At 62.6% G+C, this 21,057-nt stretch carries 27 protein-coding genes; 1 reads left to right on the top strand and 26 read right to left on the bottom strand.

The genetic code is table 11. The annotated features are described in order from the left end of the window. Positions 1–20 precede the first annotated feature (20 nt). The 7 genes from NNI01S_RS28450 to NNI01S_RS28480 all read right to left on the bottom strand — a co-directional run bounded on the left by NNI01S_RS28450 (position 21) and on the right by NNI01S_RS28480 (position 4,137). A complete protein-coding gene (locus NNI01S_RS28450; RefSeq protein ID WP_063023767.1) occupies positions 21–731 on the bottom strand; it encodes a hypothetical protein in 711 nt (236 codons plus the stop codon). Positions 732–925: 194 nt separating this feature from the next. Beyond that, complete coding sequence (locus tag NNI01S_RS36700) at positions 926–1,270, bottom strand: phage tail fiber protein (RefSeq protein ID WP_063023769.1); 345 nt, start codon at positions 1,268–1,270, stop codon at positions 926–928. A gap of 6 nt (positions 1,271–1,276) precedes the next feature. Further along, the gene (locus tag NNI01S_RS28460; RefSeq protein WP_157115041.1) at positions 1,277–1,588 is read right to left on the bottom strand and encodes an LtfC-like domain-containing protein; all 312 of its coding nucleotides are present in this window, start codon (positions 1,586–1,588) and stop codon (positions 1,277–1,279) included. Positions 1,589–1,606: 18 nt separating this feature from the next. Beyond that, positions 1,607–2,851, bottom strand: a complete 1,245-nt coding sequence (locus NNI01S_RS28465) for a hypothetical protein (RefSeq protein ID WP_157115042.1) — start codon at positions 2,849–2,851, stop codon at positions 1,607–1,609. Continuing rightward, positions 2,848–3,198, bottom strand: a complete 351-nt coding sequence (locus NNI01S_RS28470) for a hypothetical protein (RefSeq protein WP_063023775.1) — start codon at positions 3,196–3,198, stop codon at positions 2,848–2,850. The genes NNI01S_RS28465 and NNI01S_RS28470 overlap by 4 nt, the downstream gene beginning before the upstream one ends. Further along, positions 3,195–3,527, bottom strand: a complete 333-nt coding sequence (locus NNI01S_RS34860; protein WP_157115043.1) for a hypothetical protein — start codon at positions 3,525–3,527, stop codon at positions 3,195–3,197. The genes NNI01S_RS28470 and NNI01S_RS34860 overlap by 4 nt, the downstream gene beginning before the upstream one ends. A 1-nt stretch (position 3,528) precedes the next feature. After that, positions 3,529–4,137, bottom strand: a complete 609-nt coding sequence (locus NNI01S_RS28480) for a hypothetical protein (protein ID WP_063023779.1) — start codon at positions 4,135–4,137, stop codon at positions 3,529–3,531. Between the two features lie 133 nt (positions 4,138–4,270). Between NNI01S_RS28480 and NNI01S_RS28485 the strand changes: the two genes are divergently transcribed. Next, entirely contained in the window at positions 4,271–4,498 is a 228-nt protein-coding gene (locus tag NNI01S_RS28485; protein ID WP_063023781.1) for a hypothetical protein, read from the top strand. Here the strand turns inward: NNI01S_RS28485 and NNI01S_RS28490 are convergent. From NNI01S_RS28490 to NNI01S_RS28575, 19 genes are all read right to left on the bottom strand, one after another. Continuing rightward, on the bottom strand, positions 4,495–4,794 hold the full coding sequence (locus tag NNI01S_RS28490) for a hypothetical protein (RefSeq protein ID WP_063023783.1): 300 nt from the start codon (positions 4,792–4,794) through the stop codon (positions 4,495–4,497). The genes NNI01S_RS28485 and NNI01S_RS28490 overlap by 4 nt on opposite strands. A gap of 1 nt (position 4,795) precedes the next feature. After that, on the bottom strand, positions 4,796–5,197 hold the full coding sequence (locus NNI01S_RS28495; RefSeq protein WP_063023785.1) for a hypothetical protein: 402 nt from the start codon (positions 5,195–5,197) through the stop codon (positions 4,796–4,798). Positions 5,198–5,248: 51 nt separating this feature from the next. Beyond that, entirely contained in the window at positions 5,249–5,590 is a 342-nt protein-coding gene (locus NNI01S_RS28500; protein WP_157115044.1) for a phage holin, read from the bottom strand. Positions 5,591–5,611: 21 nt separating this feature from the next. Next, entirely contained in the window at positions 5,612–6,679 is a 1,068-nt protein-coding gene (locus NNI01S_RS28505; protein ID WP_063023798.1) for an N-acetylmuramoyl-L-alanine amidase, read from the bottom strand. Next, positions 6,679–7,371, bottom strand: coding sequence for a phage gene 29 protein family protein (locus NNI01S_RS28510; protein WP_169813031.1), 693 nt, complete (start codon positions 7,369–7,371; stop codon positions 6,679–6,681). Before NNI01S_RS28510 ends, NNI01S_RS28505 begins: the two co-directional genes overlap by 1 nt. A 13-nt stretch (positions 7,372–7,384) precedes the next feature. Beyond that, complete coding sequence (locus tag NNI01S_RS28515; protein ID WP_157115045.1) at positions 7,385–9,592, bottom strand: Gp37-like protein; 2,208 nt, start codon at positions 9,590–9,592, stop codon at positions 7,385–7,387. After that, positions 9,589–10,518 (bottom strand): phage tail family protein, encoded by a 930-nt coding sequence (locus tag NNI01S_RS28520; protein WP_157115046.1) that lies wholly within the window; start codon positions 10,516–10,518, stop codon positions 9,589–9,591. Before NNI01S_RS28520 ends, NNI01S_RS28515 begins: the two co-directional genes overlap by 4 nt. A 3-nt stretch (positions 10,519–10,521) precedes the next feature. Continuing rightward, a complete protein-coding gene (locus tag NNI01S_RS28525; RefSeq protein ID WP_063023806.1) occupies positions 10,522–15,441 on the bottom strand; it encodes a transglycosylase SLT domain-containing protein in 4,920 nt (1,639 codons plus the stop codon). Between the two features lie 12 nt (positions 15,442–15,453). Then, positions 15,454–15,741, bottom strand: coding sequence for a hypothetical protein (locus NNI01S_RS28530; protein WP_157115047.1), 288 nt, complete (start codon positions 15,739–15,741; stop codon positions 15,454–15,456). 173 nt (positions 15,742–15,914) lie between these two features. After that, the gene (locus NNI01S_RS28535; protein WP_063023810.1) at positions 15,915–16,298 is read right to left on the bottom strand and encodes a hypothetical protein; all 384 of its coding nucleotides are present in this window, start codon (positions 16,296–16,298) and stop codon (positions 15,915–15,917) included. Between the two features lie 24 nt (positions 16,299–16,322). Next, entirely contained in the window at positions 16,323–16,496 is a 174-nt protein-coding gene (locus NNI01S_RS34865; protein WP_157115048.1) for a hypothetical protein, read from the bottom strand. Between the two features lie 96 nt (positions 16,497–16,592). Continuing rightward, complete coding sequence (locus tag NNI01S_RS28540) at positions 16,593–17,507, bottom strand: IPT/TIG domain-containing protein (RefSeq protein ID WP_063023812.1); 915 nt, start codon at positions 17,505–17,507, stop codon at positions 16,593–16,595. A gap of 74 nt (positions 17,508–17,581) precedes the next feature. Beyond that, positions 17,582–17,956, bottom strand: coding sequence for a phage tail termination protein (locus NNI01S_RS28545; protein WP_063023814.1), 375 nt, complete (start codon positions 17,954–17,956; stop codon positions 17,582–17,584). A 2-nt stretch (positions 17,957–17,958) separates the two neighbouring features. Beyond that, complete coding sequence (locus tag NNI01S_RS28550) at positions 17,959–18,258, bottom strand: hypothetical protein (protein ID WP_063023822.1); 300 nt, start codon at positions 18,256–18,258, stop codon at positions 17,959–17,961. Then, entirely contained in the window at positions 18,239–18,604 is a 366-nt protein-coding gene (locus NNI01S_RS28555; protein ID WP_063023824.1) for a hypothetical protein, read from the bottom strand. The genes NNI01S_RS28550 and NNI01S_RS28555 overlap by 20 nt, the downstream gene beginning before the upstream one ends. Continuing rightward, a complete protein-coding gene (locus tag NNI01S_RS28560; RefSeq protein WP_063023826.1) occupies positions 18,598–19,017 on the bottom strand; it encodes a head-tail connector protein in 420 nt (139 codons plus the stop codon). The genes NNI01S_RS28555 and NNI01S_RS28560 overlap by 7 nt, the downstream gene beginning before the upstream one ends. Beyond that, a complete protein-coding gene (locus tag NNI01S_RS28565) occupies positions 19,017–19,271 on the bottom strand; it encodes a hypothetical protein (RefSeq protein ID WP_063023828.1) in 255 nt (84 codons plus the stop codon). The genes NNI01S_RS28560 and NNI01S_RS28565 overlap by 1 nt, the downstream gene beginning before the upstream one ends. Before the next feature lie 75 nt (positions 19,272–19,346). After that, positions 19,347–20,267 (bottom strand): P22 phage major capsid protein family protein, encoded by a 921-nt coding sequence (locus NNI01S_RS28570; protein WP_063023830.1) that lies wholly within the window; start codon positions 20,265–20,267, stop codon positions 19,347–19,349. Between the two features lie 23 nt (positions 20,268–20,290). Continuing rightward, on the bottom strand, positions 20,291–21,046 hold the full coding sequence (locus NNI01S_RS28575; protein WP_063023832.1) for a hypothetical protein: 756 nt from the start codon (positions 21,044–21,046) through the stop codon (positions 20,291–20,293). Positions 21,047–21,057 lie beyond the last annotated feature (11 nt).

The raw sequence follows: 21,057 nt of genomic DNA on the forward strand, positions 1-21,057 counted from the left end.
ATTCCCCTCCCAGGGGGTGGTTAGGCGGCGTCGTAATACAGGTATGTGCTGGTCGAGCCAGCCGCGACGGTGCCGCTCGCCCCGAACGGGGTCGTGTATTGGAGGCTGATCGTGTCGCCAGGCGCGAGGCTCGTAGAGATCGGTGAAAACGTCGCCGATGTCCCGTTGAACGGGATAGACGCTGTCCCGATCTGCGTGCCGTTCTTCAGCACCCGCAGCGTCAACGCCGTCGAATTGCTCCAGGCGCCAGTCAAGGTGACCTTGCACTGCACCGTGACGCTCGACGGGCCGTCCGACACCAGCGCGTTGCTGGTGATGACCGTGTTCGGGTAGCCCGAACGCGCCACCCAGCCGGTGATCAGTGCCGTGGTGTTGGCGGTCAGCGAGCCTGTTCCGGACTTGTCCATGCCCATCGGCGAGAACGACGGCGCCGCAACGAAGCCGAACGTTCCAGTGCCCGCGACAGCCAAGCCCGGTGCAGGTGCAGCCGCCATTGCCAGCGCGCCAGACCCGGTCAGAGCCAGCGGCGACGCAGGCGCAGCGGGCAGAGCCAGTGTTCCCGTCCCGGTGACATCGGCGGTGACCGTCGGGGCGGTTGTGAACCCCATCGTTCCCGACCCCACCGTCCGCAGTTCAGCTTCATACCCGAACTGAAGGAACGCCTCCGACGTCAGCGCCAGAGCGGCGTTCGCGGACGTCGCGTCGAACGCGACCGCACCCGAGCCGGTCACAGGTAGATCCGTGGCCGGTGCCGCAGCGAGCCCGATCGCGCCAGCTCCGGTCACAACCAGATGCCTGTGCGGCGGTGGCGTGTACACGAGGGTGTCGGGCACACGCGCCCCTGTGCCTTGCGGAAGTGACGCGGTCGCGCGTGATGCGCCGGGAAGCGGTGCCCGCGCCCATGATCGGCGAGGCAACCCCATGGTCAGCTCTGCGTGTAGCTGGGGGTGATGTTGATGCTGCCCGTGCCGCCCAACGTCACAGACGGGCTCAAAGCGTTGCCGCCGATGAACGTGCCGCCCGAGCTGGCGGTCCACAGTCCGCCGTGCGTGTAGGTTCCGGCCGGTGCGGGGACAGCCACCAACGCGGCGGTCAGCACACCAGTAGTACCCGACACCCACGTGGCCTGCACCCGCGCATACGGAGCGCCGGTCGCCTCATTAGCGCCAGTGGTGCCGGGGTCCGCGGTATGCAGAGAAACCCACGGGGCCGTAGAAACGCCTTTGACACCGTCAGCGGCGGCCTGCTTGGTTGCATTTGGTAGAGCCATTGTGCGTTATCCTTCGCGGGCCACTGAGCCCTGATACCAGCAGAAATCTTTGCCGTCCGAGTAATGGACGTAGAGCCGGAAACGAGCCGGAATGGAAATGGTGTCCGCCAACGCGTACGACACATTCCACGAGATCGATGAGGACGACACTGTCGCCGTCCATGTGCCGAGGACATCGCCCGCCATGTCGTAGAAGATGATTTCCGCGCTGGTTTCCGACGGGATCTCTTCACCGGGCAGTGGGTAGATGTCGTGAACGAAGTCCTGCCCGGTGACGAGCACAAGCGTTTCGACGACCGGCCTATTACCGATTGCCATGAAACCCCCTGATGGGTGTTAGATGCCGGAATAGATGCGGACGTCGTTCCAACTGTTGGAGTTGTTCGACGAGGCGCGTTCTACTCGAAGGCCCGCATATGAGTTGGTGGCGGGGACGACGCCGTGAATGTTCCCGGCATACAAGATGGGGGTGCCGTTTTTTTCGAGCCACCCGATTCCGTCGTGAACGGAGAACGCCAGCACATCGCCGCTGGTGACGGTGACACCGCTGGTCACGGAGTCGAAATCCGTGAAAGTAGGCGGGTTGCCCGACAGGGCCGACGAGAAGCGACTGAGATATACTTTGTTGCTGAAAATGTTCGCCGACAGCCCCTGTGTTCCTGCCGCATTGGAGCAGAGAACCAGGCTTGAGTCCGCGTTCCCGTTGGGGCCGATATTGCCGCCAACAGTCGCCTCCACGCGCACTTTCCCGCCAGTGATTCCGGTGTCGCGGATGAGGCCCCGGGAACCGTCGGTCGTGCCTGTGGTCGACCACGAGTTGTTTTGGATCGCGGCGTCTGTCCCGATCTGTGTCCACCCGTTGTCGACAACACCGTCAGAGCGGTTGAAGTCGTCGTAAAAGATGGACGTCCACACCGTTTTCGGTGGTATAGAACTGGTGCGGTCATAGTGGTCGATCCAACGAATCCAGGCATCACACAACGCACCGTTGAGAAACCGTACGCATCGACGACCAGGCCCGAGCTTGAACGTGGGGCTGATCATTTTGCTTCCGACATAGATGTTGTTGAGCCAAACTCTGACCCATTCATCGTTTTCGATCCACAGTTTGAGGGTGATGCTGTTACCGAAGTAGCCGACCGGGCTAGACCAGGCGAAAGGAGTTCCGGTGACGGTCATGACGTTCTCGAACTCGACGTACTGAATCAGGTCTCCGCCGATGGCTGGGGCGTGCATCAGTCGGATGCCGACGCAGTTGAGGAATGTGCCGCCGATCTTCGACCAGGAGTCCGTGAAGTAGACAGCGAGTGATTGCGCGGCCAAGCCCTCGACAGGGAACCACACCTCGTATTCGAGGCCCCAGTTCGGTGTGAATGGCTGGAACTCGTAAGATTCGCCGCCGCCGTTCACGGTGCCGAAGTTCTGCGGGATATGCAGTTCATGCAGGCTATTGATGTCAGCGACGGTGCCGTCTCCAAGATGCACCCATGGACGCTTTACAGGGTTTTCGATGGCGCGATCAAAACTGTCATACCATCCAGCCCAAGCCAGTGGCAGATTGCGTCGAATCAGAAAGCTCATGGGCTTGCAGGGTCAGTGAAAGCCCCGTTTACTGTGCCGCCCTGCGTTGCAGCGAAATTCCGCATGCCTGCGATAACATTCCGCATGCGGTTGTATTTCACGCCGACCGGCGAGGGGTCCGCCGGGTCCGTGTAGGTGTATTTCCAGGTCGCCTTGTTCGCATCCATCACCGCGATAGCAGCGTCAAGAATCGGCAGCGCGTCAGCGGCGGCCGTCATATCGAACATTCCGTCCAACGTTGATACACCGAAAGCAGCGCGATACAAGTTACCGTTATACGGCTCCTGAACGGCCACGACCTGAACGTAGGTGCCAGTGCTGGACACTTGCTCGAAGATTTGCGTCACTGCATTACCTCCTCTTGTTCGACAGCGCCGGAAATAGTGCCTCCGTTGTGCGCGAGGAACGTGCGAATGCCGATGAGCGCTTTCCGGTTTCCGCGCAATCCGATCGGGTCGTCGGCGGCAACAAGGGGCCGCAGAGACTCCGGGGCATCGTTGAAGCGTGCGATAGCTGCGTCAAAAACCGGTATGGCGTGGTCTGCCGGGGTCATATCGAACAATCCGTCGAGCGAGTCGACTTGAAAGGCGGCACACCACAATGCGTCACGATTCGCCTGGATAACGGGGGTAGAGACGTAAGTCCCACCCGCAGCAATGCATTCGAATACCCTCACGTCACCCTCCAGCGGGGATGAACACACCCGCAACCGCTATTTGCAATACTTGAGGCGCGATCGACCCAGTCACCGATGTGACCGAGTAATAGAAGCGCTCTTTGTCCAGAACTGGTTCCGACAGCAGCGGAACGTTTCGGCGCGTCTCATTAGCGCCCATCACTGTTGAGGTGACCGTGGTCCACGCCGTGCCTGTGGCGTTCCATTTGCGGGTCTCCACAGTCATCCCATTCGGTTGCGTCAACAGCGCGATATGGATGTCGGTGAGAATCGCCTCTTGGTCGTCCGGCACGTTCAGAACCGGGCCAAGCAGAAGCTCATTGACGCCCAACACGACGCCAGCGGACGCAACGACGCACTCGATGATCCAGAAAGACGCGTTCTCGTACGCCTTGTCGGCGAGGTCTTCGGCGTTGGCAGCAGCATTCGCTGCCGCCTGCGCCGTCGTCACCGCCGAGTCAGCTGAGCCGTGCGCTTCCAGCGCCAGCGCATAGTTTCCGTCAATCCGCTGGACGACATTCGTCGTGTGAGTGTTCTGCGCCGACTCGTAGGACACCCTCACGCCCTGCGTCAAAGCGGTCTGCGTGTCCTCCGCGGTAGCGTTCTGCAACGCCGCGAACGTGCCCGGTACCTGTGACCCATTAGGTGTGGGCTGATTAGGGGCAGTCACCAGACATCACCCCCAATATTTCGGTTTGACCAGGTGGAACACGCACAGCAGGTGAGCCACGTACGATGTGGGTATGGCAGAGGACGACCCCCCGGACGCCGACGAGGTCATGATTTGGAACCGGCTAAGCGGTCAAAGCGTCGGTTTCACGCTCCCCCGCCAATACGATGAACTGATCGCCTGGTTGGAGCGGCATCACGACCGGCGAACCTCCCCCACCGACTACGCGCGCCAACAAGGGTGGCTACCGCCGTCGAAGCCGTCCCGGCTACGCGTATTCCTCGCGAAACTGCGCGGCTAAACCCACAGTTCAGGCGGGTTCGGGATATCGGTGTCCCCCAACCGGTTGAGCCGCTGGATCACCATCGCGTCCCACCGCTGATGCTCATACAGTGCCGACTTGAACTGCCGCAGCTCGTTCTTCGCCTCAGCAAGATCCTGCTGCATGGCCTCGACCTGCTTGATAGAAACCTCAGACAAGGCAGCCGTCGCGTCGATCTTGACCTTCCGCCGCCCCATCACCCCATTGATGATTGCCGTTGCCGCACTGGAACCAGTCAGCAGCACCAGCATTTCGAAAAGTTGTTGCGCGCTCATCTCACCGCCTTGGTAGCTTTCGAATCACACGGCGAAGTTCTTTCCACCGGAACGCGAAAGCCACCACCACGGCAAACGTGAGAGACGCGGGGAGGACCGCATTCAAGCCACCGAAAATTAGTTGCGCGCACCCATACAGCACCAGCGACATCGCAGCAGTCACCAAACCGACCGACTCGACGAACAAGCCGTTGATCGTGTTCTTGATGACAATGCCCCACAACGCGACAATCGCCCCAAAGGTCATCAACCCCAGCCAAGCCACATGCAGCCACGACGGCATCAACGCCGCAATGGATCCTGGAACAGCACGCGTAACCAGCTGTGTGATTCCACTGACGATAAGCAGGAGCAGGAACACCAGCTCGAACGGCTCACGTCTGTGCAGTAGAAACTTCTCCATGTCACGACCTCCGAGCGGGGCCGACCCGTGACGTGGTCGGCCCCAACCAGATCAGTCGTCAGTTGGAGTCTTCGCCGCGGCGACACCGAGGCCGAGCAGTGACACCACCAGCGTGGTCAGGGTCGCGGCCTGGTTCTCCGCAAAAACCCCGTAGTAAACGAGGACGGCCTGCGCGGGGATCAGAAGGTTGTACAGCCAGGTCCGCCACGTCGCGGTGCTGTTCGCGCCAGCGAGGCCGAAGCCCAAAGCGGCAGCGATGGCGGCGACCCACACTGCGGCGGACTCGCCGCTGAGCACGCCGAACGCGACAAGCGCGGTCTGCAACGGTACGAGCGCGGCGTAGATGCGGCCACGCACTACAGCGGTGACGTCGCGGATGGAATCAAAAGTCATAGGAACGCTCCTATTTGAGGGTTAGCCCTGTGCGTCAGGCACAGGAGTGTCGGCGCCGTCGACGGTCAACGTGCCGAGAGTCTGCTTCGGGGTCCAGAAGATGCGCCCGTGTTCGAACTCCTGATAGGAGCCGGTATCGAACGGGACCTCATCGGAAATCGGCCACCCGTACGGCCCGCCTTCGTAGCCCGAGCGGTTCCAGCGGTTGCGGATCTCGCCATGCACCCATGCGCCCGGCTGCCCGTAACGCCGGTAGATGGCGCCGCCTTCGAAGCCCTGGACGTCGCCCACGGGCTTGCCATCTGCGCCATTCAGCACGGTGTGGTCTCCCACCGGGTAGCCGAGTGGACCTGCTTCCCAACCGCGTTCGGCGTAAGCCTCAAACACGTTGGTGGGGATTGCGTGTGCGCCCGTGCGCGGATGCCAGTAGATGTGCCCGTGCTCGAATTCGGCGCGTCGGCCCTCGCCATCGGGGGTTGGGATTTCGCCGTCATGCAGCCGTTTGCCCAGCCACGTCGCGCGTGCGGCTTCCTGGTCGATCATGTTGACGACCGGGGCCGCCAATTCGCCGCCGTCGTATTCGCGCACATAGGCGGCGAACACGTCCCAGGGGAAGTTCCAGCCGACGTCCGTGTGGTCGCCAATGCCCAAGCATTCGGTGACGTATTTGTGGTCGGAGATGCCCTCGGCACGCCAGTAGTCCGGGACGATGACGTCGGTGGAGAACCCGTACTTGTGGGCGTCCTGCACCGCGAGGTAGGCGGCGATCCGAAGGTCGTTGTCCCGCTCCAGCCACTGTGCGCGGGAGAACGAGGACCGCGAGCCGGCGAAACACAGGTTGATGGTGTAGCTGTTCGCGTCCAGGACGCTCCAACTCGCGTAGTCGGTGTCGACCACATCCACGAGCACGCCGTCCCGCAACGTGTAGTGATAGGAGACGCCGTTGGCCGAGTTGTTCAGGTAGGCGGCGAGCGATTCTGCGGTGCCGTTGCCTTCCTGCGTGTGCAGCAGGAAGTTGACGACGCGCGCCCCCCACCGGTTCGAGCGAGACCCGCCCAGCCGATTGACTTCTGTGTACTGCGGAGCCATCAGGCACCCACCTCCGGGTACTTGGAAAGAATGGTCTTGCGCGGCTTGCGGGAGAGGTGGCGTTCGACCATCAGCACTCGTTCGCGCTCTGCCTCGTCGACGGCTTCCAGGTACTCCAGAACCTCGTCGACGGTGTGTAGGCAGGGGTTCCAGCCCGGATCGCGGACAGGGACGTTGCTTACAGACGCGCCATCACTCGTGACCGGCCCCGTCTTCAGCGGACGCCCCTCCCCTGTGATCCCGTCTACGATCTGCGAGTTCGACGGAGTCACGTCCGGGCCGAACCCGAGAGCTTCAGCCAACTGTCGGCGAGTGTCCTGCGGCAGCGACTCGACGAACTCTTTAATGTCGAACTTGCTGCGGTCCGGGGCGTCGATCGGCTCCCACACCCCAGGGCTCGTCAGCCAGTGCGGGTCGGTATTCCGCGGCTGCTGATACTTGATGACCTGCTTCGCGGGTATCACCGAACCCGGAGGGCGTGCGCCGCAGTCCCATTGACGCCCGGACACTTCCTTCAGGTATTCGATCGGGAAGGGCAGCGGTGCCCCGTTCATTCCGGGCAGCCCCGAGTACATCCACAGGAATGCCTCTTCGCGGCAGTTGGGGTTGCAACGCTCCTGTGTGGGGAATTCGCCTGGTTTCAGCCACGGCGACGTGTCTACCTGCGGGACACGCGAGGACTTCTTCGACACCTGTTCTCCTGGCTTAGCGGCCGTGGACAGCGAGTTGCTGCACCAGCGATCCGAGTTCAGCGATCTGCGCAAGCGCGCGTTGGCCGCGGTCTTTGTTCTTTTCCTTCTCGCCGATCACGGGCACCCATTCGGGTGGGGACTCGCGGTCCCAGGCGAGGGTGAGTTCGCGGACGCGGTCGACGTAGATCGTGTGGTCGTCGACGTACAGGACTGTTGGGCCGTTGCCGACCACCTGCGTGCCGATGACCTGGGCGCCGATCCGGTCACCGATGAAGAAGTGACCTTTACCGTTGTCGCCGATGAACCACGGTGCGCCGTCACGGATGTTGATTTCATGCGAGAACCACGACCGTGTCTCGTGCAGCGATTTGCGGATCGACAGCAGCATTTCGAGTGTGTATGCCCGGTCTGAACCGGACGCCAATACTTCGAACGGTGCAGCCCAGCCGCCGTTGGTTTTTCGGCTGGTGCTCTCGATGCTGGCCCAGGCGGCGATTGTGTCCCAGTAGAAAATTTGGGCGACCGCATCCAAGGCGCCGCCGATAGGCGGGATAACGATCGCAGCGGCCAGGAGATCGCCTGCTGTATTATGCGAAAAAATTCTCTCGGCCGAATAGTTGACCCAACCGGGCACCCGCATGTCGTAAAAGTCCCGGACGCCTACTGATTCAACGGAGATAAGCCGAGAATAGGAAACAGCGTTCCCGTCCTCGACTCCGATCCATGCCTCGTCCGGAATGTCTTCGGATGGCTGCTCGTTGACAGACTCGCGCGACGCGAGATCCGCAGAAGCGACCTCGGTCCCTATCGGCGCATCGCCAGCATATGTCCAACCGTCACGCGTCAACCAGCGATGCCTTGCGGTCGCTGTAAGAGCGCATCCATTTGCGAGGGTGTACCTGAATAGCTCGGCACGCCCCTTCTTGAACGCAAACTGCGCCGTAGCAGCAACTCGTTCGCCTGAAGGTGTAACCGACCAGATCCGGAACGGCCCGCCACGCTTGGCGAGGACGTCGATACGTTCTCCGCCGTCAGGTCCGTCGATGACGGTATCCCCCGAGACGCATTGGATCGCTGCGGATATCAACTCGTTCACGAATGGGAACGAGTGCCCTCCGGCTACGATTTGTCGCGCGGTCGAGGGGGTGAAGGTGAATTTACTGGATTCGATACCAGTTTCTTCGCCTTCAAGGTAGATCACGTAGGGGCAGGTTTTGTCTGTGAGCCGCAGCCCCGGAACCATGTACGAGTCCGGGACGGTAGGCGAGACAACGTCTTCCTCGAATGCGTCGACGAAGTCCTCGGCGAACTGAGCGAACGTGCGCCGCAAACCGAGGAACGGGTCACCGCCATTGCTGGTGTCGGTGTAGTACCCGGATTTGTCGACGATGTCGACGACAAGGCAGCCATTCCGGAGGGTTTGCCCCTCGATGGGCTGCTCGTCCTCGCCCGCAATGAATCGACGTACCTGGATAGATAGTTGGGCGTCTTCCAGGATGTCTTTCGCCATGTCCACCCAGCGTTTGAAACGCGAGTTGGGGACAGACCAGATCGTGCCCGCGTTCAGGTCATCCATGAACGTCGTCGGTTTGATCGCGACGGGCCAATTCGACATCATCGTTGCCGGTGCCGAACTTTGGTCTTGCGGGTCATCCGGGAGCGCGAAATTGCTGGTCGCGTTTTCCCGCATAATTTGCAGAAATAGGGCTGTTTTCAGGCCCCAAATTGAGGGACCGGCCAGGAAGAAAACGCGCGGAAATTGCACGAAAGCGGGGAGGAAACTATTACACCATACGAGATAGTGTTCCAGCGTGGACATGTCATGCAGCCACCGCACAACCAATACCCAGGTGCCGTCTTCTCTTTTTTCAACGGTGTGGTCGTGCAAACGGCCGGACCAGCGGGCACCGTCTTTATCGACGGTGATGAAGACGTGCAGTTTCTCGCCGCGCGCTACACGCGGCGCAACCTGCCAGATCCATTTAGCAAGCGGATCGTCGAGAGGGATCTCAGTAAGTCCCGGACCCACCTCGTTATCGAGCCACGTAAACGATGCTGAATACTCGGTGTCGAGAGTGTCGACCAAATTCCAGTCGCCGGTCCAGATTCGGATCTTCGGCGGTACTAGGCGAGCCCTGCGGTCTTCTTCCTCAGCGGCGAGGGTCGCTTTCCAGATTTCCTCGCACTGTTCTTTCAGCGAGAGGGTTGAGAGGTCTGTCATCGGCCCTCCCATGCGTGACTCCAGCGCCGCTGGCAGTACACTTCGACCCGGCCGCCGCCCACAGGAGCGCCTTCGACCTTCACAGGCAGGTTGGTTTCCGGGGTCTTCGGCGGGACGACATGCTCGAACGAGATGCCGTTCATTCGCGCGGCAAGATTTGTGCCTGCGAAGTCCCTTACTTGGAGCTTGTCCCGGTACAGGGTGATTCGGGCGCCGCCCTCAACATCGCCGAGCGTTGGCAGGGTGATTTTCCGATTCGGATACTTGCCGCCAGGAACACGGTGGTGTTTCTTTCCCGTCCAGGAGAAGTCCGGCAGAGTCCATTTACCGCGTGTGACCACCCATTGCAGTCGCATGGGGATGTCGCACGGGTTTGAGATGGTTACGAACCCCTCCGACGTACCCGTAGCGCCGGTTTCGAAGTAATCGAATGGCGTGTTCTCCCATTTGTCTTCGAAGAAGAACGGTTGGTCGGCGATGACCGCCATCGGCACCTTCGAAGACCGAGTGACATGAGGGTCGTGTTTCGACTCGAACTCGACCGTGTCGTCTTTCGCCAGCCACAAACTGCGGGTGCCCGAGGTAGGGTAGGTGATCGACATTTTTGTGAGCGTCGAGTCTGGATCCCACTGATCCGCCTCGTAATCCCACATCGCATTCCAGCGGTCCTGGAGATCTTGCCACTCCTCTGGAGTGTCACCCTTGATCTCGACACCGAAGGTAATGCGCCGCTCTTTGTACGTCTTGCCCAGATACGTCGAACCCCGCTGGAACGCACTCGACTTTCGCCGTGTTTGGACGGGTGCGTCGTAGATCCCTTTGATGTCTGTCGACAAGAAAAGTTTCTCCGACACACCCGCACCATTGATCACGGCGTGCGAGCCATCGACTCCGAAGATTTCGACGCGGGCAGATTCCCGCATCAACAGTTAACCCCTTGCAGTGCCAGTGTGCTGAATTGCGCGGAGGTCGGCGAGCTGCTGTGCACGCCGGAACGCGTCAGCGGTGTCCGCGGTTTGCACGGTGATGTGTGTCGAGTAGTCGTAGGACGCCATTTGGGTTCCACCGCCGTTGGCTGACTGGGTGGTGACTACGTCCGCGGTCCCGACCGGCGACACTGTCGCGGCTTGATACCCGGACTGTGCGAGCGCTTGCGATGCTTGCGCGGACGCTGCGCGGGCACGCTGCCACGCATCCAGTGTTTGCCCGTACTGGAGGACTTCCGACGGGATCAGCGACCGTGGATCCGGCAGACCGAGCGGGCTGAGCGTGCTGTCCACCAGGTCGTTGAAGCCTGTCGACAGCGCCCCACCCAGCCGGTCAAGACCCTTCTTGCCGACCATCTCGAATGTGTCGACACCGGGCTCTCGCGGGACACCGAACGTGCCAGGGTTGCCTTGCGCGTCGGTGCCGCCGTTGAGCGGCTGTGGCAGCGCCTGGAGCTGGTTGTTGAAGCCCGGCATTTGGTTGATGAACTGCTCGAACATCTTCCATTGCGGGTTCGTGAGAACCGCTTCAGGCAGCCCGGACAGGTTGAATCCCCAGTGCTTGTCTTTGAGGATGCCGCCTTGGTCGTAGCCGTGGCCGTGGCCCCACATGGTGGTGAGGTCCATGCCGTAACGGCTCTTGTAATACCTGAGAGCTGCGACCATGTTCGAGTACGGGTCGCGGCGGTCGTTCGGCAACTCCGGATCCCTATGCGCGGCATAAGTTCCGGGGATGATCTGCAACAAACCGACACCGGCTTGTTCGCCGGTGCCGTTGACGTCGACGATCTGTTGCGCGATACCGGGATTACCACCGGATTCCGACATGATCTGCGCGAGCATCGCGTTGACCTGATTCGGGTCATCAGCGTTGAATCCGACGCGACGCATCGCCTTGATAGCGAGGTCACGCCACTGTTCGCCGCCGCCGGTCGGGTCGTAGTCGACCGGGCCGCCGCCACCGGATCCACCGAGACTGCGCGTCACCCAGCCGATAGCCTCATCCGCCAGCTTCCGGACAAACGCCTTCGGGATCTGACCGAACTGCCCCAAACCAGGGAAGTCCGGGACCTGACCGGCCAACGCCCGCAACGGCTTCGCCAACAAATTCTCGATAGCGAAATCACGCCCGCGGCCGACTACGCCGCCGAGTCCCGACCGGACCCGGTCGAGCAGCCCCTGCTTCTCTTCGTCGGACAGGTTGCCGAGGAAGTTCGCTGCCGCCCAGTGAACATGGTCAGTGTGGGCGGCATTCGTGGCTGGCCCGTAGTCGAGTGGCGCCCCGTTCTTGAGGTTTTGCCAGCCCGCCAGCGGCCAGTGGATGAGTTCCGTGGACTGCGGGTAGGTGTTGTAGATCCAGCGGGCGATCTCCGGCATCGGGCCGCCGAGGTCGATCGCCTTGCCCTGCATGTGGTAGTCGAATCCGCTGCCGACCTCACGGAACCGCTTCGCGCTGGTCAGGACCGCGTTCGGGAACGCCTCGCTGACGAGACTCCACAGCTGCGCTTGGATCGGGTCGAGCGGATCGGACGTGGAGATGATGCCGCCGCCATCACGGAACCCGGTCCCGCGGGACTGCTTACCGCCGCCATCCAGGACAGCGCGGCGCATCGCGTACATGGCTTCATGCCCGCCAGCCGCACGGACCTCATCTGCGGTCCACACATGCTCGTCGTCGGACAGCCGGTACAGGCCAGCCTTGTCGTCGCGCGAGCCGCCCGGTCCGCGCACGGGACCACCGGGGCCACCCATCCATCGGGCACCTATCAGTGGTTTGGCGAACTCGCCACTGTTGCCGGTGACGCCGACGTGGTCGACGGTGTCCCATTTCGGGAGCCCCAGTTTGTCGGCGACCTTGTTCCAGATGTTGCCGAACCCGTTGATAACGTCGATCACCGAGTTGATGGGGCCTTGCAGGGCGGAGACGACGCCGCTCCAGCTGGAGCCGATCCCCACGACGATCTGAGCGAAGAAGCTGGGCAGTTCGCTCAGCGCGGTTTTCAGCTTCTCGAACCCGTTGTCGCCGACGACCCGGTCGATTGTGGAGGTGACGATGTCGCCGACCGAGCCCCACTTTGTGCCGTTGTCGGTGGCGAAGTTGCTGATGGCGTCGGTGACACTGGGCAGGCTGTCTCGCAACCCCGACAGCGCGCCGCCCGCCTTTTCGGTCAGGCTGGAGATCGCCTTCGGGCCGATGCCGTCGAGGCTTGTGCCGATCTCATAGAACCAACCGACCAGCTTGCCAGCCTTCTCGTCGACATCGGTTGTCCACGAGTTCCAGGCGTCTTTCGCCTGCTTGATCTGGTCGTCGAGGCCGGTGACTTCAGCGATTTTCGGCAGAGGGTTGGCGATCGTGTCGTTGACGTTCTTCCAACCACCGATACGGTTCACCCAGACATCAAGTTTCTCCATGAACCTGATGGCTTTATCGAGGGCGGTACTTATGTCGTTTACGGTGTCGCGGACATCCTTAAAGAACTTCTTAAGACGTTGCTGCCCTTCCTCGGAACTGAGAAAGGCGTTCCATTTGTCCAGAGTCTTGCCGATTGACGTCAGCCAGCCTTCGCCGGTTTCGTCGGCACCTTGGAAGACGTTGCCGAAAAGCTTGGCGAGCTTGCCGACGACAGCAACGATCTGCCCGAAAGTATCCAGCGACTCTTGAAGGAAGTCGCCGAATCTGGTTTTGCCCTCGTCGCTTTCGGCCCACTCGCGGAATCGGCGTGTAAAGTCGAGGAAGCCACTACCGAGTCCAGGCAGGAAGTCGGAACCCACCTGCGAAAGCGACAGCATGCCTTGGACAATGTTGTTGATACCGTCAACTACTGGACCGATCGACGCCTTGACGTTCTCAAAGATGTGCTGCACCTTCAGCCGTGAGGCGTCGGTGTCGAGGTCGGCGATAGCGCGGCGCAACCCCTGGTTGATTTCGGTGGCGATCCCGCCGAGCCCGCTTTTGAGGGTGGGGATCCAGTGGTTGGCGAGGTTGACTACCGAGTCGCCGAGCTTGTCGAAGAAGTTGTCCTGAACCAGGTTCTTCAGGTCGGTGAACGCAGGCTTCAACCCGAGGATTTGCCGCACGAAGTCTTGCGCGTTCGGCGACAGTTTCGCCATCGCCCGATCGAAAGCTTCAGCCGCGGCCGAGCTGTCATTCATCGCGTCGGTGACGCCCTTTTGGGCTTCGGCGAGCGCGGCTTGAGCGTCCGTGAGACGCACGTACGCGTCCTCAAGGTTCTGCTGTGCGTCGACTTCGCCTTCAGCGGCGCGAGCGATACGGTCCTTCGCGTCTACAACCTGGTCGGCGCCCTCGACACCGAGGGCGTTGGCTTCGTTGGCCTTCTCGGCGAGTTCCCGGTTCTCCCGCAGCACGTCCTGCTGGTCGACCAACGCTTCCTTGACGCGGTGTTGCGCGTTGGCGCGGTCGATAGCATCCGAGTTGGGGTCCGAGTAGACACGGAACAGTTCGCGTTGCGCTTCGGCGACCGCGAGCGCCGCGCCTTCCTCGGAGAGAGCAGTGCGACCGAGCGCCCGGTTGAGGTCGTCGATGTTCTTCTGCGCGTCTTTGCGCGCCCGGTTCAACGCCTTCTGCGCATCCAGCGATTCGCGCTGTGCGTTGCGGACACCACGTTCAGCCGAGGTGATGCCCCGCTGCGCATCCACCACACCGCGAGCCGCCGCCGCCTGCTGTTTCTGCGCCGAAGCAACTGCTTTCGCGTGCTCCTTAGCGTCCTTGCTGGCCGAGTCGGATGCCTTGCCGGCGGCTTTGATCGCGTCTCCGACGCCGGACAAGCCGATCTTGGCGACAGCGAACACGCTGACGGCGGCAGCCAACCCTGCGGGCAGCAACCCGATGACTCCAGCGGCTTGCGCGAGTTGCCCGATCAGTGGGACCAGCGACACCGCCGCCAGTGCCGCCAGTCCGACGAACGCGATGCTGGTCAGGTTGTGGAACGACAGCATGTTGCGGCCGGCGTCGGCGAGCGCGCCACCGAGCCCCCGCAGTCCGGCGCCCAAGAGCCCGGTCAGCGAGTTCTGTGCGCGGCGGGCGCGCGTGAGGCGGTCGTCTGCGTCGGCTTCCTGCCCCATGAGGCCGGTCACACGTCCAGTAGCGTCTGCCAGTTCGCGACGGGCGCGGACGAGGCGCTGTGTGGCGGCGGTGCGCTGGGAGTCGGTCGCGTTGGAGCGCGCCATCACTTCGGCATGCCGCTGCTCCGCCAATGTCACCCGGTCGACGGCGTCGGATTGCTGGCGACGCGCCACCGACAGGCGGCCCGCGATGTTCGCCACTTCTGCCTCAGCACGGGCGACGCTGGCGCGGTCGATTTCGACCTGCAACCGGATGGCTCGCACAGGACGGGTGAAGATGTTGCCGCGCAGACGACGCGTCGAACGCGCCAAACTGCCAGCGCCGAGACTGCCGACCCGGTTGTTGACGTCGCTCGCCAGGCTGCGGAGCGCCAGCAACTGCGACATCGCTGCCGCGGTGTCGACGTTCGCATTCAAAGTCAGCGGGACCGCGGCCTGTGATGCGCGGAACGCCTCCATCTGCCGTGTGGCGCGGGCAAGGTCGACATTGACGTTGACCTTGACGTCCGGCATACCCTTGACGGCTTCGCGGACACGGGTCCGCAGGCCGGTCGTGTTGACCTTGATGCCGACCTCAGCGTTGATGCCCGCTGATGCTGTGCGCACCATGTTCCGCAGATTCGTGCGGAAACCGTTGGCGAGCTTCGGTTCGACGGTGACCTTCAGCGACTCGTTGATCGGCCGAATGAGAGTCTTGACCTGCGTACGGAAGTTGTTCGCCAGCTGAGGGCGGAGGGTCAGCCGAGCCGAGCCGGACGAGTAGGCAGGCCAATTAGCCATGCGGCACCGCCTTTAGGTTTTGCGCCCCAGGATGTTGTCCACGGCTTCGTGCACGTTCTGGGTTTCTTGGAGGTCCCGGAACAGGTCTTCGGCCGTCATCGGCCGCGGTTCGGGTTTGATCGGGGGTGGAAGTTTGCCGCTGAAAACCGCTGGCATGACCCGGATCAATTCTTTGACGTAGTCGATGAGTTTCAGCATCAGAAGGACTTCCAGCGAGTAGCCCTTCGGCGTCGGAGGGGGCAGCTCCCCCGGTTCGGGTCGCTTCTGTTGCGCTCGTTCCCAGCCGATCTCGGGGTTCATTGCGAGAGCCGCGTGATAGCTACTCTCGGGCGGGAGCCGATTCGCCAAGATCCGATACAACTGCTGCCAGGGGTGTTTGCCGCGGAAGAAATCCAGCAGGTCCCACCCGTGGCAGTAGTTCAACAGGTCGTCTTCGATCTGTACCCCGTAGTCCTCGATGAGGAGTACGAGGGCTAGGCGCCCCCCGGCAGATCAGCGCCGTCCTCGCCGGGAACGGACTGGAAGTGGTCGTTGATGTCGTTGATCAGCGGGAACAGCACTTCGGCGGGTTCGTCCTTGACGACCGACCACACCGCCGGGAACGCGGGACCGCAGACGGTTTCGAACAGAGCCCGCAGGTTGTGCGGGTCGAAGTTGCCTTCCTGGTCGATCAACGCAGCAAGGGCTGTCGCGCGCTCGACGCTGTCGGGAGCGGTGATCGGGGTGGGCGGTTCGGTGCCGTCGAACTCGTACGGCGGCAGCGGCTTGTGCTTGGCACGCGCCTGGTCCCGCATCGTCGCCCAACGCGACTTCACTTCGGTCTTCTCGACGGCCTTGGTACGTGGCGCAGCGGCCATTGTGTTCCTCCTGACGGAAACGGGTTACTTGGTGTCGGTCTTCTTGGTGGGCGCCGGCGCGGGGGTGCGCTTCGGTTCCGGCTGCGACTCGGGCACCGGCTTGTAGCCCTTGGCGCGGAGCTGTTCGCGCTCGATCGCGGAGCCGACGAGGCATTCGCGGCCGTCTTTGCTGACCATGCGGATGGGGGTGAAAGCCATAGGGGTCTCCTGGCTCGACCTGGCGGAAGATTCGGGAAGGGGCCGTCCCCGTGCGCGGCCAGGAAACACGCACGGGGACGACGACTAGACGCCTGATCAGGCGTAGGTGACCGCGAAACCAGCGCTGGGGCCGGTCGCGTTGGTGACCACGATGTTGTGGCTGCCAGCGGTCTTGGCGGGGGTGATGAACGCGAGAGTGGTGTCGTTGCCGACCTGGAAATCGGCTGCCGCGGTGCCACCGACAGTGACGGCGGTGGTGCCGGTGAAGTGCTGGCCGGTCAGGATCAGCTGCTCGCCGCCAGCGGTCGCGAGGTTGCCGCCAGGAGCGCGCGAAGCGATCGTCGGAACCGCAGCGGTGGCGGTGAAGCCCATGCCCGCGAGCAACGCGCTGACGCCGGGGCCGCAGATGACGTTCTTCATGCTGTAGCCGAGAACGGGGTCGATCTTCGCCTTGACGGTGAAGTTGTAGGTCAGCGCCGATTCCTGCGACCAGGACTGCTCACCGATCTCGGTGACGGTGGCGCGCGGCAGAACCTTCAGGATGTAGATCGCGTCCGCGCCGGCACCATCCACCATGCCGAAGATGAGCCGGTTGTATCGGGTCTCGGGCGAGGTCGGGTTGTTGTACTGGATTTCGCCGGTAGTCGCATCAGCTTCGATCGCCGACAGGTCGATGCCGGTGTACAGCTCCAGGGTGCGCCGCTTGGTTTCCTGCGCGGTGAACGACACCGACAGGTCGACGCTCAGGATGTCGGTGCGGGTCGGTTCGATCGCACCCCACGACTCGATGTCGTTGCTCTGGACCTCGGGCCGGAAGGTGGGTGGGGCATCCTTGGCGATCAAGCCCAGCGATTCGAAGTCCGTCAGTGCCTGGAACTCCGCAGACACCCCGTCGGTGAACGCGGGCGGGATGGTGGCGTCATCGTCGCCGATGAGAACGAAGCCCTTGTTGGGGCGGCGGATCAGGCTCTGATTCCAAGCCGCCAGCTGCTCGAAAGTGACTGCTGCCATTGGGTTTTCCTTGATTTGGGCACACCCAGAAACCCGCAGCCATCACAAGGGCTCGGGTGGTGTGAAAGAGGTGATTAGCGGGGCCGGCGGTAGGACAGCCGGACGGTGGCGGTGACGCCGCGGACGTCGCGCCGCTCGGGCGGGATGTATTGCCCACCGGTGGTTTCTTCGGCGACGTCGATCAGGTAGCCGCCAGGTGCGGTGTTGCCCGCAGCGCGGACGCGTTCCTGGCCCGCGGTCTTGAGCGCTTTAGACGCGGCGCGGGTGGCAGCGACATACTCGATGTCGATCACGGGATTGTCGGCGACGCCGTCTTCCCGCCCGCCGACACGAGTGACGTAGATGTAAGGCGGGTCGGTTTGGTCGGATTCAGCGGTGACGACGGGCGCGATGTCGTTGAGCAGCGCCTTCATGACTTCGTCGTATTCCGGGTAGGGAGGCAAAGACATGCTCAGCCCTCCACGTCTCGGATGAAGTCGTGCATGACGTGCTCGGGGCGGTTCCATCTGGTGCCGTGCTCGCGGAAACGGGCGTAATGGCCGGACGCGTAGACGACGCCTTCGATGTCGCCGTTCTCGCCCGGACCTGAGTGTGCCGAAACGTGCGTAGCGTTGAAGCCGGTCCTCCACCTGCTGCGTTGCGCCCACCGGTCAGCGCCTTGTTCGGCGATTTCCTGCACGAACTCGGTCAGTTCTGGGGAGGTGCGCATGAACGTGGTGTCGAGGTCGAAGTCACTGCCGTCGTATTCCACTGCCGCCGTCCTTGGCGATTTTGAAGCGGACACCCGCCGTAAACCCGGTGAACGAGTTCCGGGTTTCGCGGACCTGCCCGTCGATCACGAACAGTTGCCCGTTGAACCGGATCTTGTCCGTAGCCAACACATCCGAACCCGATGGGGCGGTCACCTGGGCCGCCAACATCAACAGCTCACCTTGCGTGTTGTCCTCGGAATCTTGCAGCCACTTCAGATCGCACGGCCCAATCTGATGGGTGGCGACAGACCCATTCACGGGGTCGCCTTCCCAGTTCAATGCGGCGCCGCGCTCAACGGCGAGCATGACGCCCTTCGGATACCTGCGGCGTGCGTAGTTCACCATGTGCACGGCCTCGTCGACGCGAGTCCCGCGTTGCGCAGGATGTCCAAACCGGCCGAACACAACTGCGACAGAGACGCTTTGATCTCCGCCGCTGACGGACCGTCCGCGTACGTGACCGACCCGCCATCAGCCGACTCCGACTTGATCGCGACCACACGACCAACCGACCCTGCGGCGGGGTTGATGCCGGCCTCTTGCCACTCGGCGACCTGCGCACACGTGGCGTCCCGCATTGCCTCGATGACATCGGGTTCGGTTGGCAAACCAGCCGGATCTACTTCGTAGATGTCCAGCCGTGTGGCTTTCCGCACCAGAATGGAGGCGTAGCGGATGTCGCGTTCCGCTTCCGCGGCGTCGGGTTCCTCCGCGAGCCAGCCGTCCATCAGATCGTCAGGTACGGCGTAGGTCAGCATTACTCGCCCTCAACCGCCTTGCGGGCCGCAGCCTTGCGAGGTGCGGTCTTCTTGACCGCAGGCTCAGGCTTCGGCTCGGGCTCGTCGTCCTTGTGCGCGACGATCGGGACATCCTTGTCGACCTTCGGCGCGGCCTGCTTTGTGGGCGCTGGAATCTCGGACCAGTAAGCCCACTCCAGCAAGTCAGGGCGCGGCTCGTCCGACTCGACGACCAAATCCTGATCGTCGCCTTGGTACTCGTAGAAATAGGGCACTTACCTGTCTCCAAACAGATCGCGGCTCCCACCAGGACCCGTGCCGCCCACCGAAGCAGGCGGCACGGGAACAGGTCAGGCAGCCAGAGCGCCGCGCAGCAGAACGCCGCGGTTCGCGTCGAGGGTCTTGGTGCCGAACAGGATGTCGACGGAGATCACGTCGGACTTGAGGTTCATGTCGTAGTCCTGCACGACGCGCAGCGACAGGCCCTTGTAGGACTCCATCGCACCCCAGGTGTTCGACCGGGGCAGCGCCAGCGGAGCCGACGCCAAAGCGAGCGCGGTCCGGTGGAACGCGAGACCAACCTCAGTGGTCGGCTGACCCGACGCGGGCGAACCCGCGGGCTGCACGATGTTCTGGGTCATGTAGGCGTCGAAGCCGAACAGGCCGCGGCCGATCGAGCCCTCACGCAGCGCCGCGGTGCTGCCGCTCTTGTCGGCGTGCTTGATGATGTCGCTGTTCAACCAGCCCGCACGCGTGGTCGGGCCGACCACCGCGGAACGCTCCGAGGTCGGGACCTTCTGGATGTTCAGCAGCCGGTCCGCCTCGATCAAAACCTCGGGCTTGTTCCACTCGAAACCGGTACCGGTGCCGGCGACAGCGGTGAAGTCGGCCTTGGCCTGAGCGATGATCGCGCGGTCGACCTCCTGAGCCAGTGCCTCGCAGGCGGGCATCAGGAACTGTTCGTCGAAGTCCTCCAGCCGCAGGGTCAGATCCTGGGCGGTGATGGCGAACGACACGTCGCGGTGCTTGTCCAGAGTGACGGACACGCTGGTCTCAGTGGCGTTCTGGACGGTGATCGACGGCGAAGACGGGTTGAACGTCTGCGCGGTGAAGGTGGCGGGCTTGCGGATCGCGACGGATGCGCCGATCTTCTGGCCGCCCCACTCCGAGGAAACGTCGGTGTAGACCAGCGGAACCATGCACAGGTTCTCGTACAGGTTCGCCAGCGCCTTCTTGGCGATGACGCTGGGGGTCAAAAGGGTGTTAGCCATTTATGGCTCCTTGAAATTGCGTGTCAGTCGGCGAATCCGCGATGTGCGCGGACGTCACGCCGGAATGAGTCGATGTCCTTTTCGCCCGTGGAGTTCGGGGATGCGTTTCCGCCGGACATATCTCCGCCGCTTCGAGGAGCCGCCGCCTGGGCTGGCGCCTTTTTCAGCTTCGGGTTGTTTTCGACGGCCGCAGAAACAATCGCTTCCACCTGGGCAGCGAAATCGTCGGCAGTAGTGTCGAGTTTTTCGATTGCCGCGTTCACGGAGCGGGAATCGAGGAGAGATGCGAGGTCGCCGTCCACCTTGGAGGCGGCGGCGGTGAGAGCGTCTTTGCGCTCGTAGGCGCGCAAACGTTCGGCGGCAGTGTCGCGTTCCTGCGCGATCTGCCTCTCCCGCTCCTGCGCCTGCGCGAGCAGGTCAGCAGGGTCGGGCGGAGTGTCGTCCTTAATCAGGCCGAGGGTGCGGGCGATCTGCTCGGTGAGAGCTTTCTGTGCCGCGTCGGCCGCGTCCTTCGCTGCCTGCTCGGCTTTCTCGTTGCCCTTGACCCGATTCGCGGCAGCCTCACGGCGAGCCTTCTCAAGCTCTTTCTTCAGCCGCGCTACTTCCGGGTCGGGCGCCGAGTCGGTTTTCTCCGGCTCGGTTTCAGTTGTGTCGGTTTCGGTGCCCTGTACATCGGCACCGATATCCGGGGTGTCGACAGTGTCCACCGGAATATCGGCAGTAGTGTCGGTGGTGCTGTTTTCGATTGTGATTTCCTGGGGGTTGGCTTCGTCGGCCATGAATGTGCCTC

This window comes from Nocardia niwae NBRC 108934 = DSM 45340, assembly GCF_001613465.1.
Lineage (GTDB): Bacteria > Actinomycetota > Actinomycetes > Mycobacteriales > Mycobacteriaceae > Nocardia > Nocardia niwae.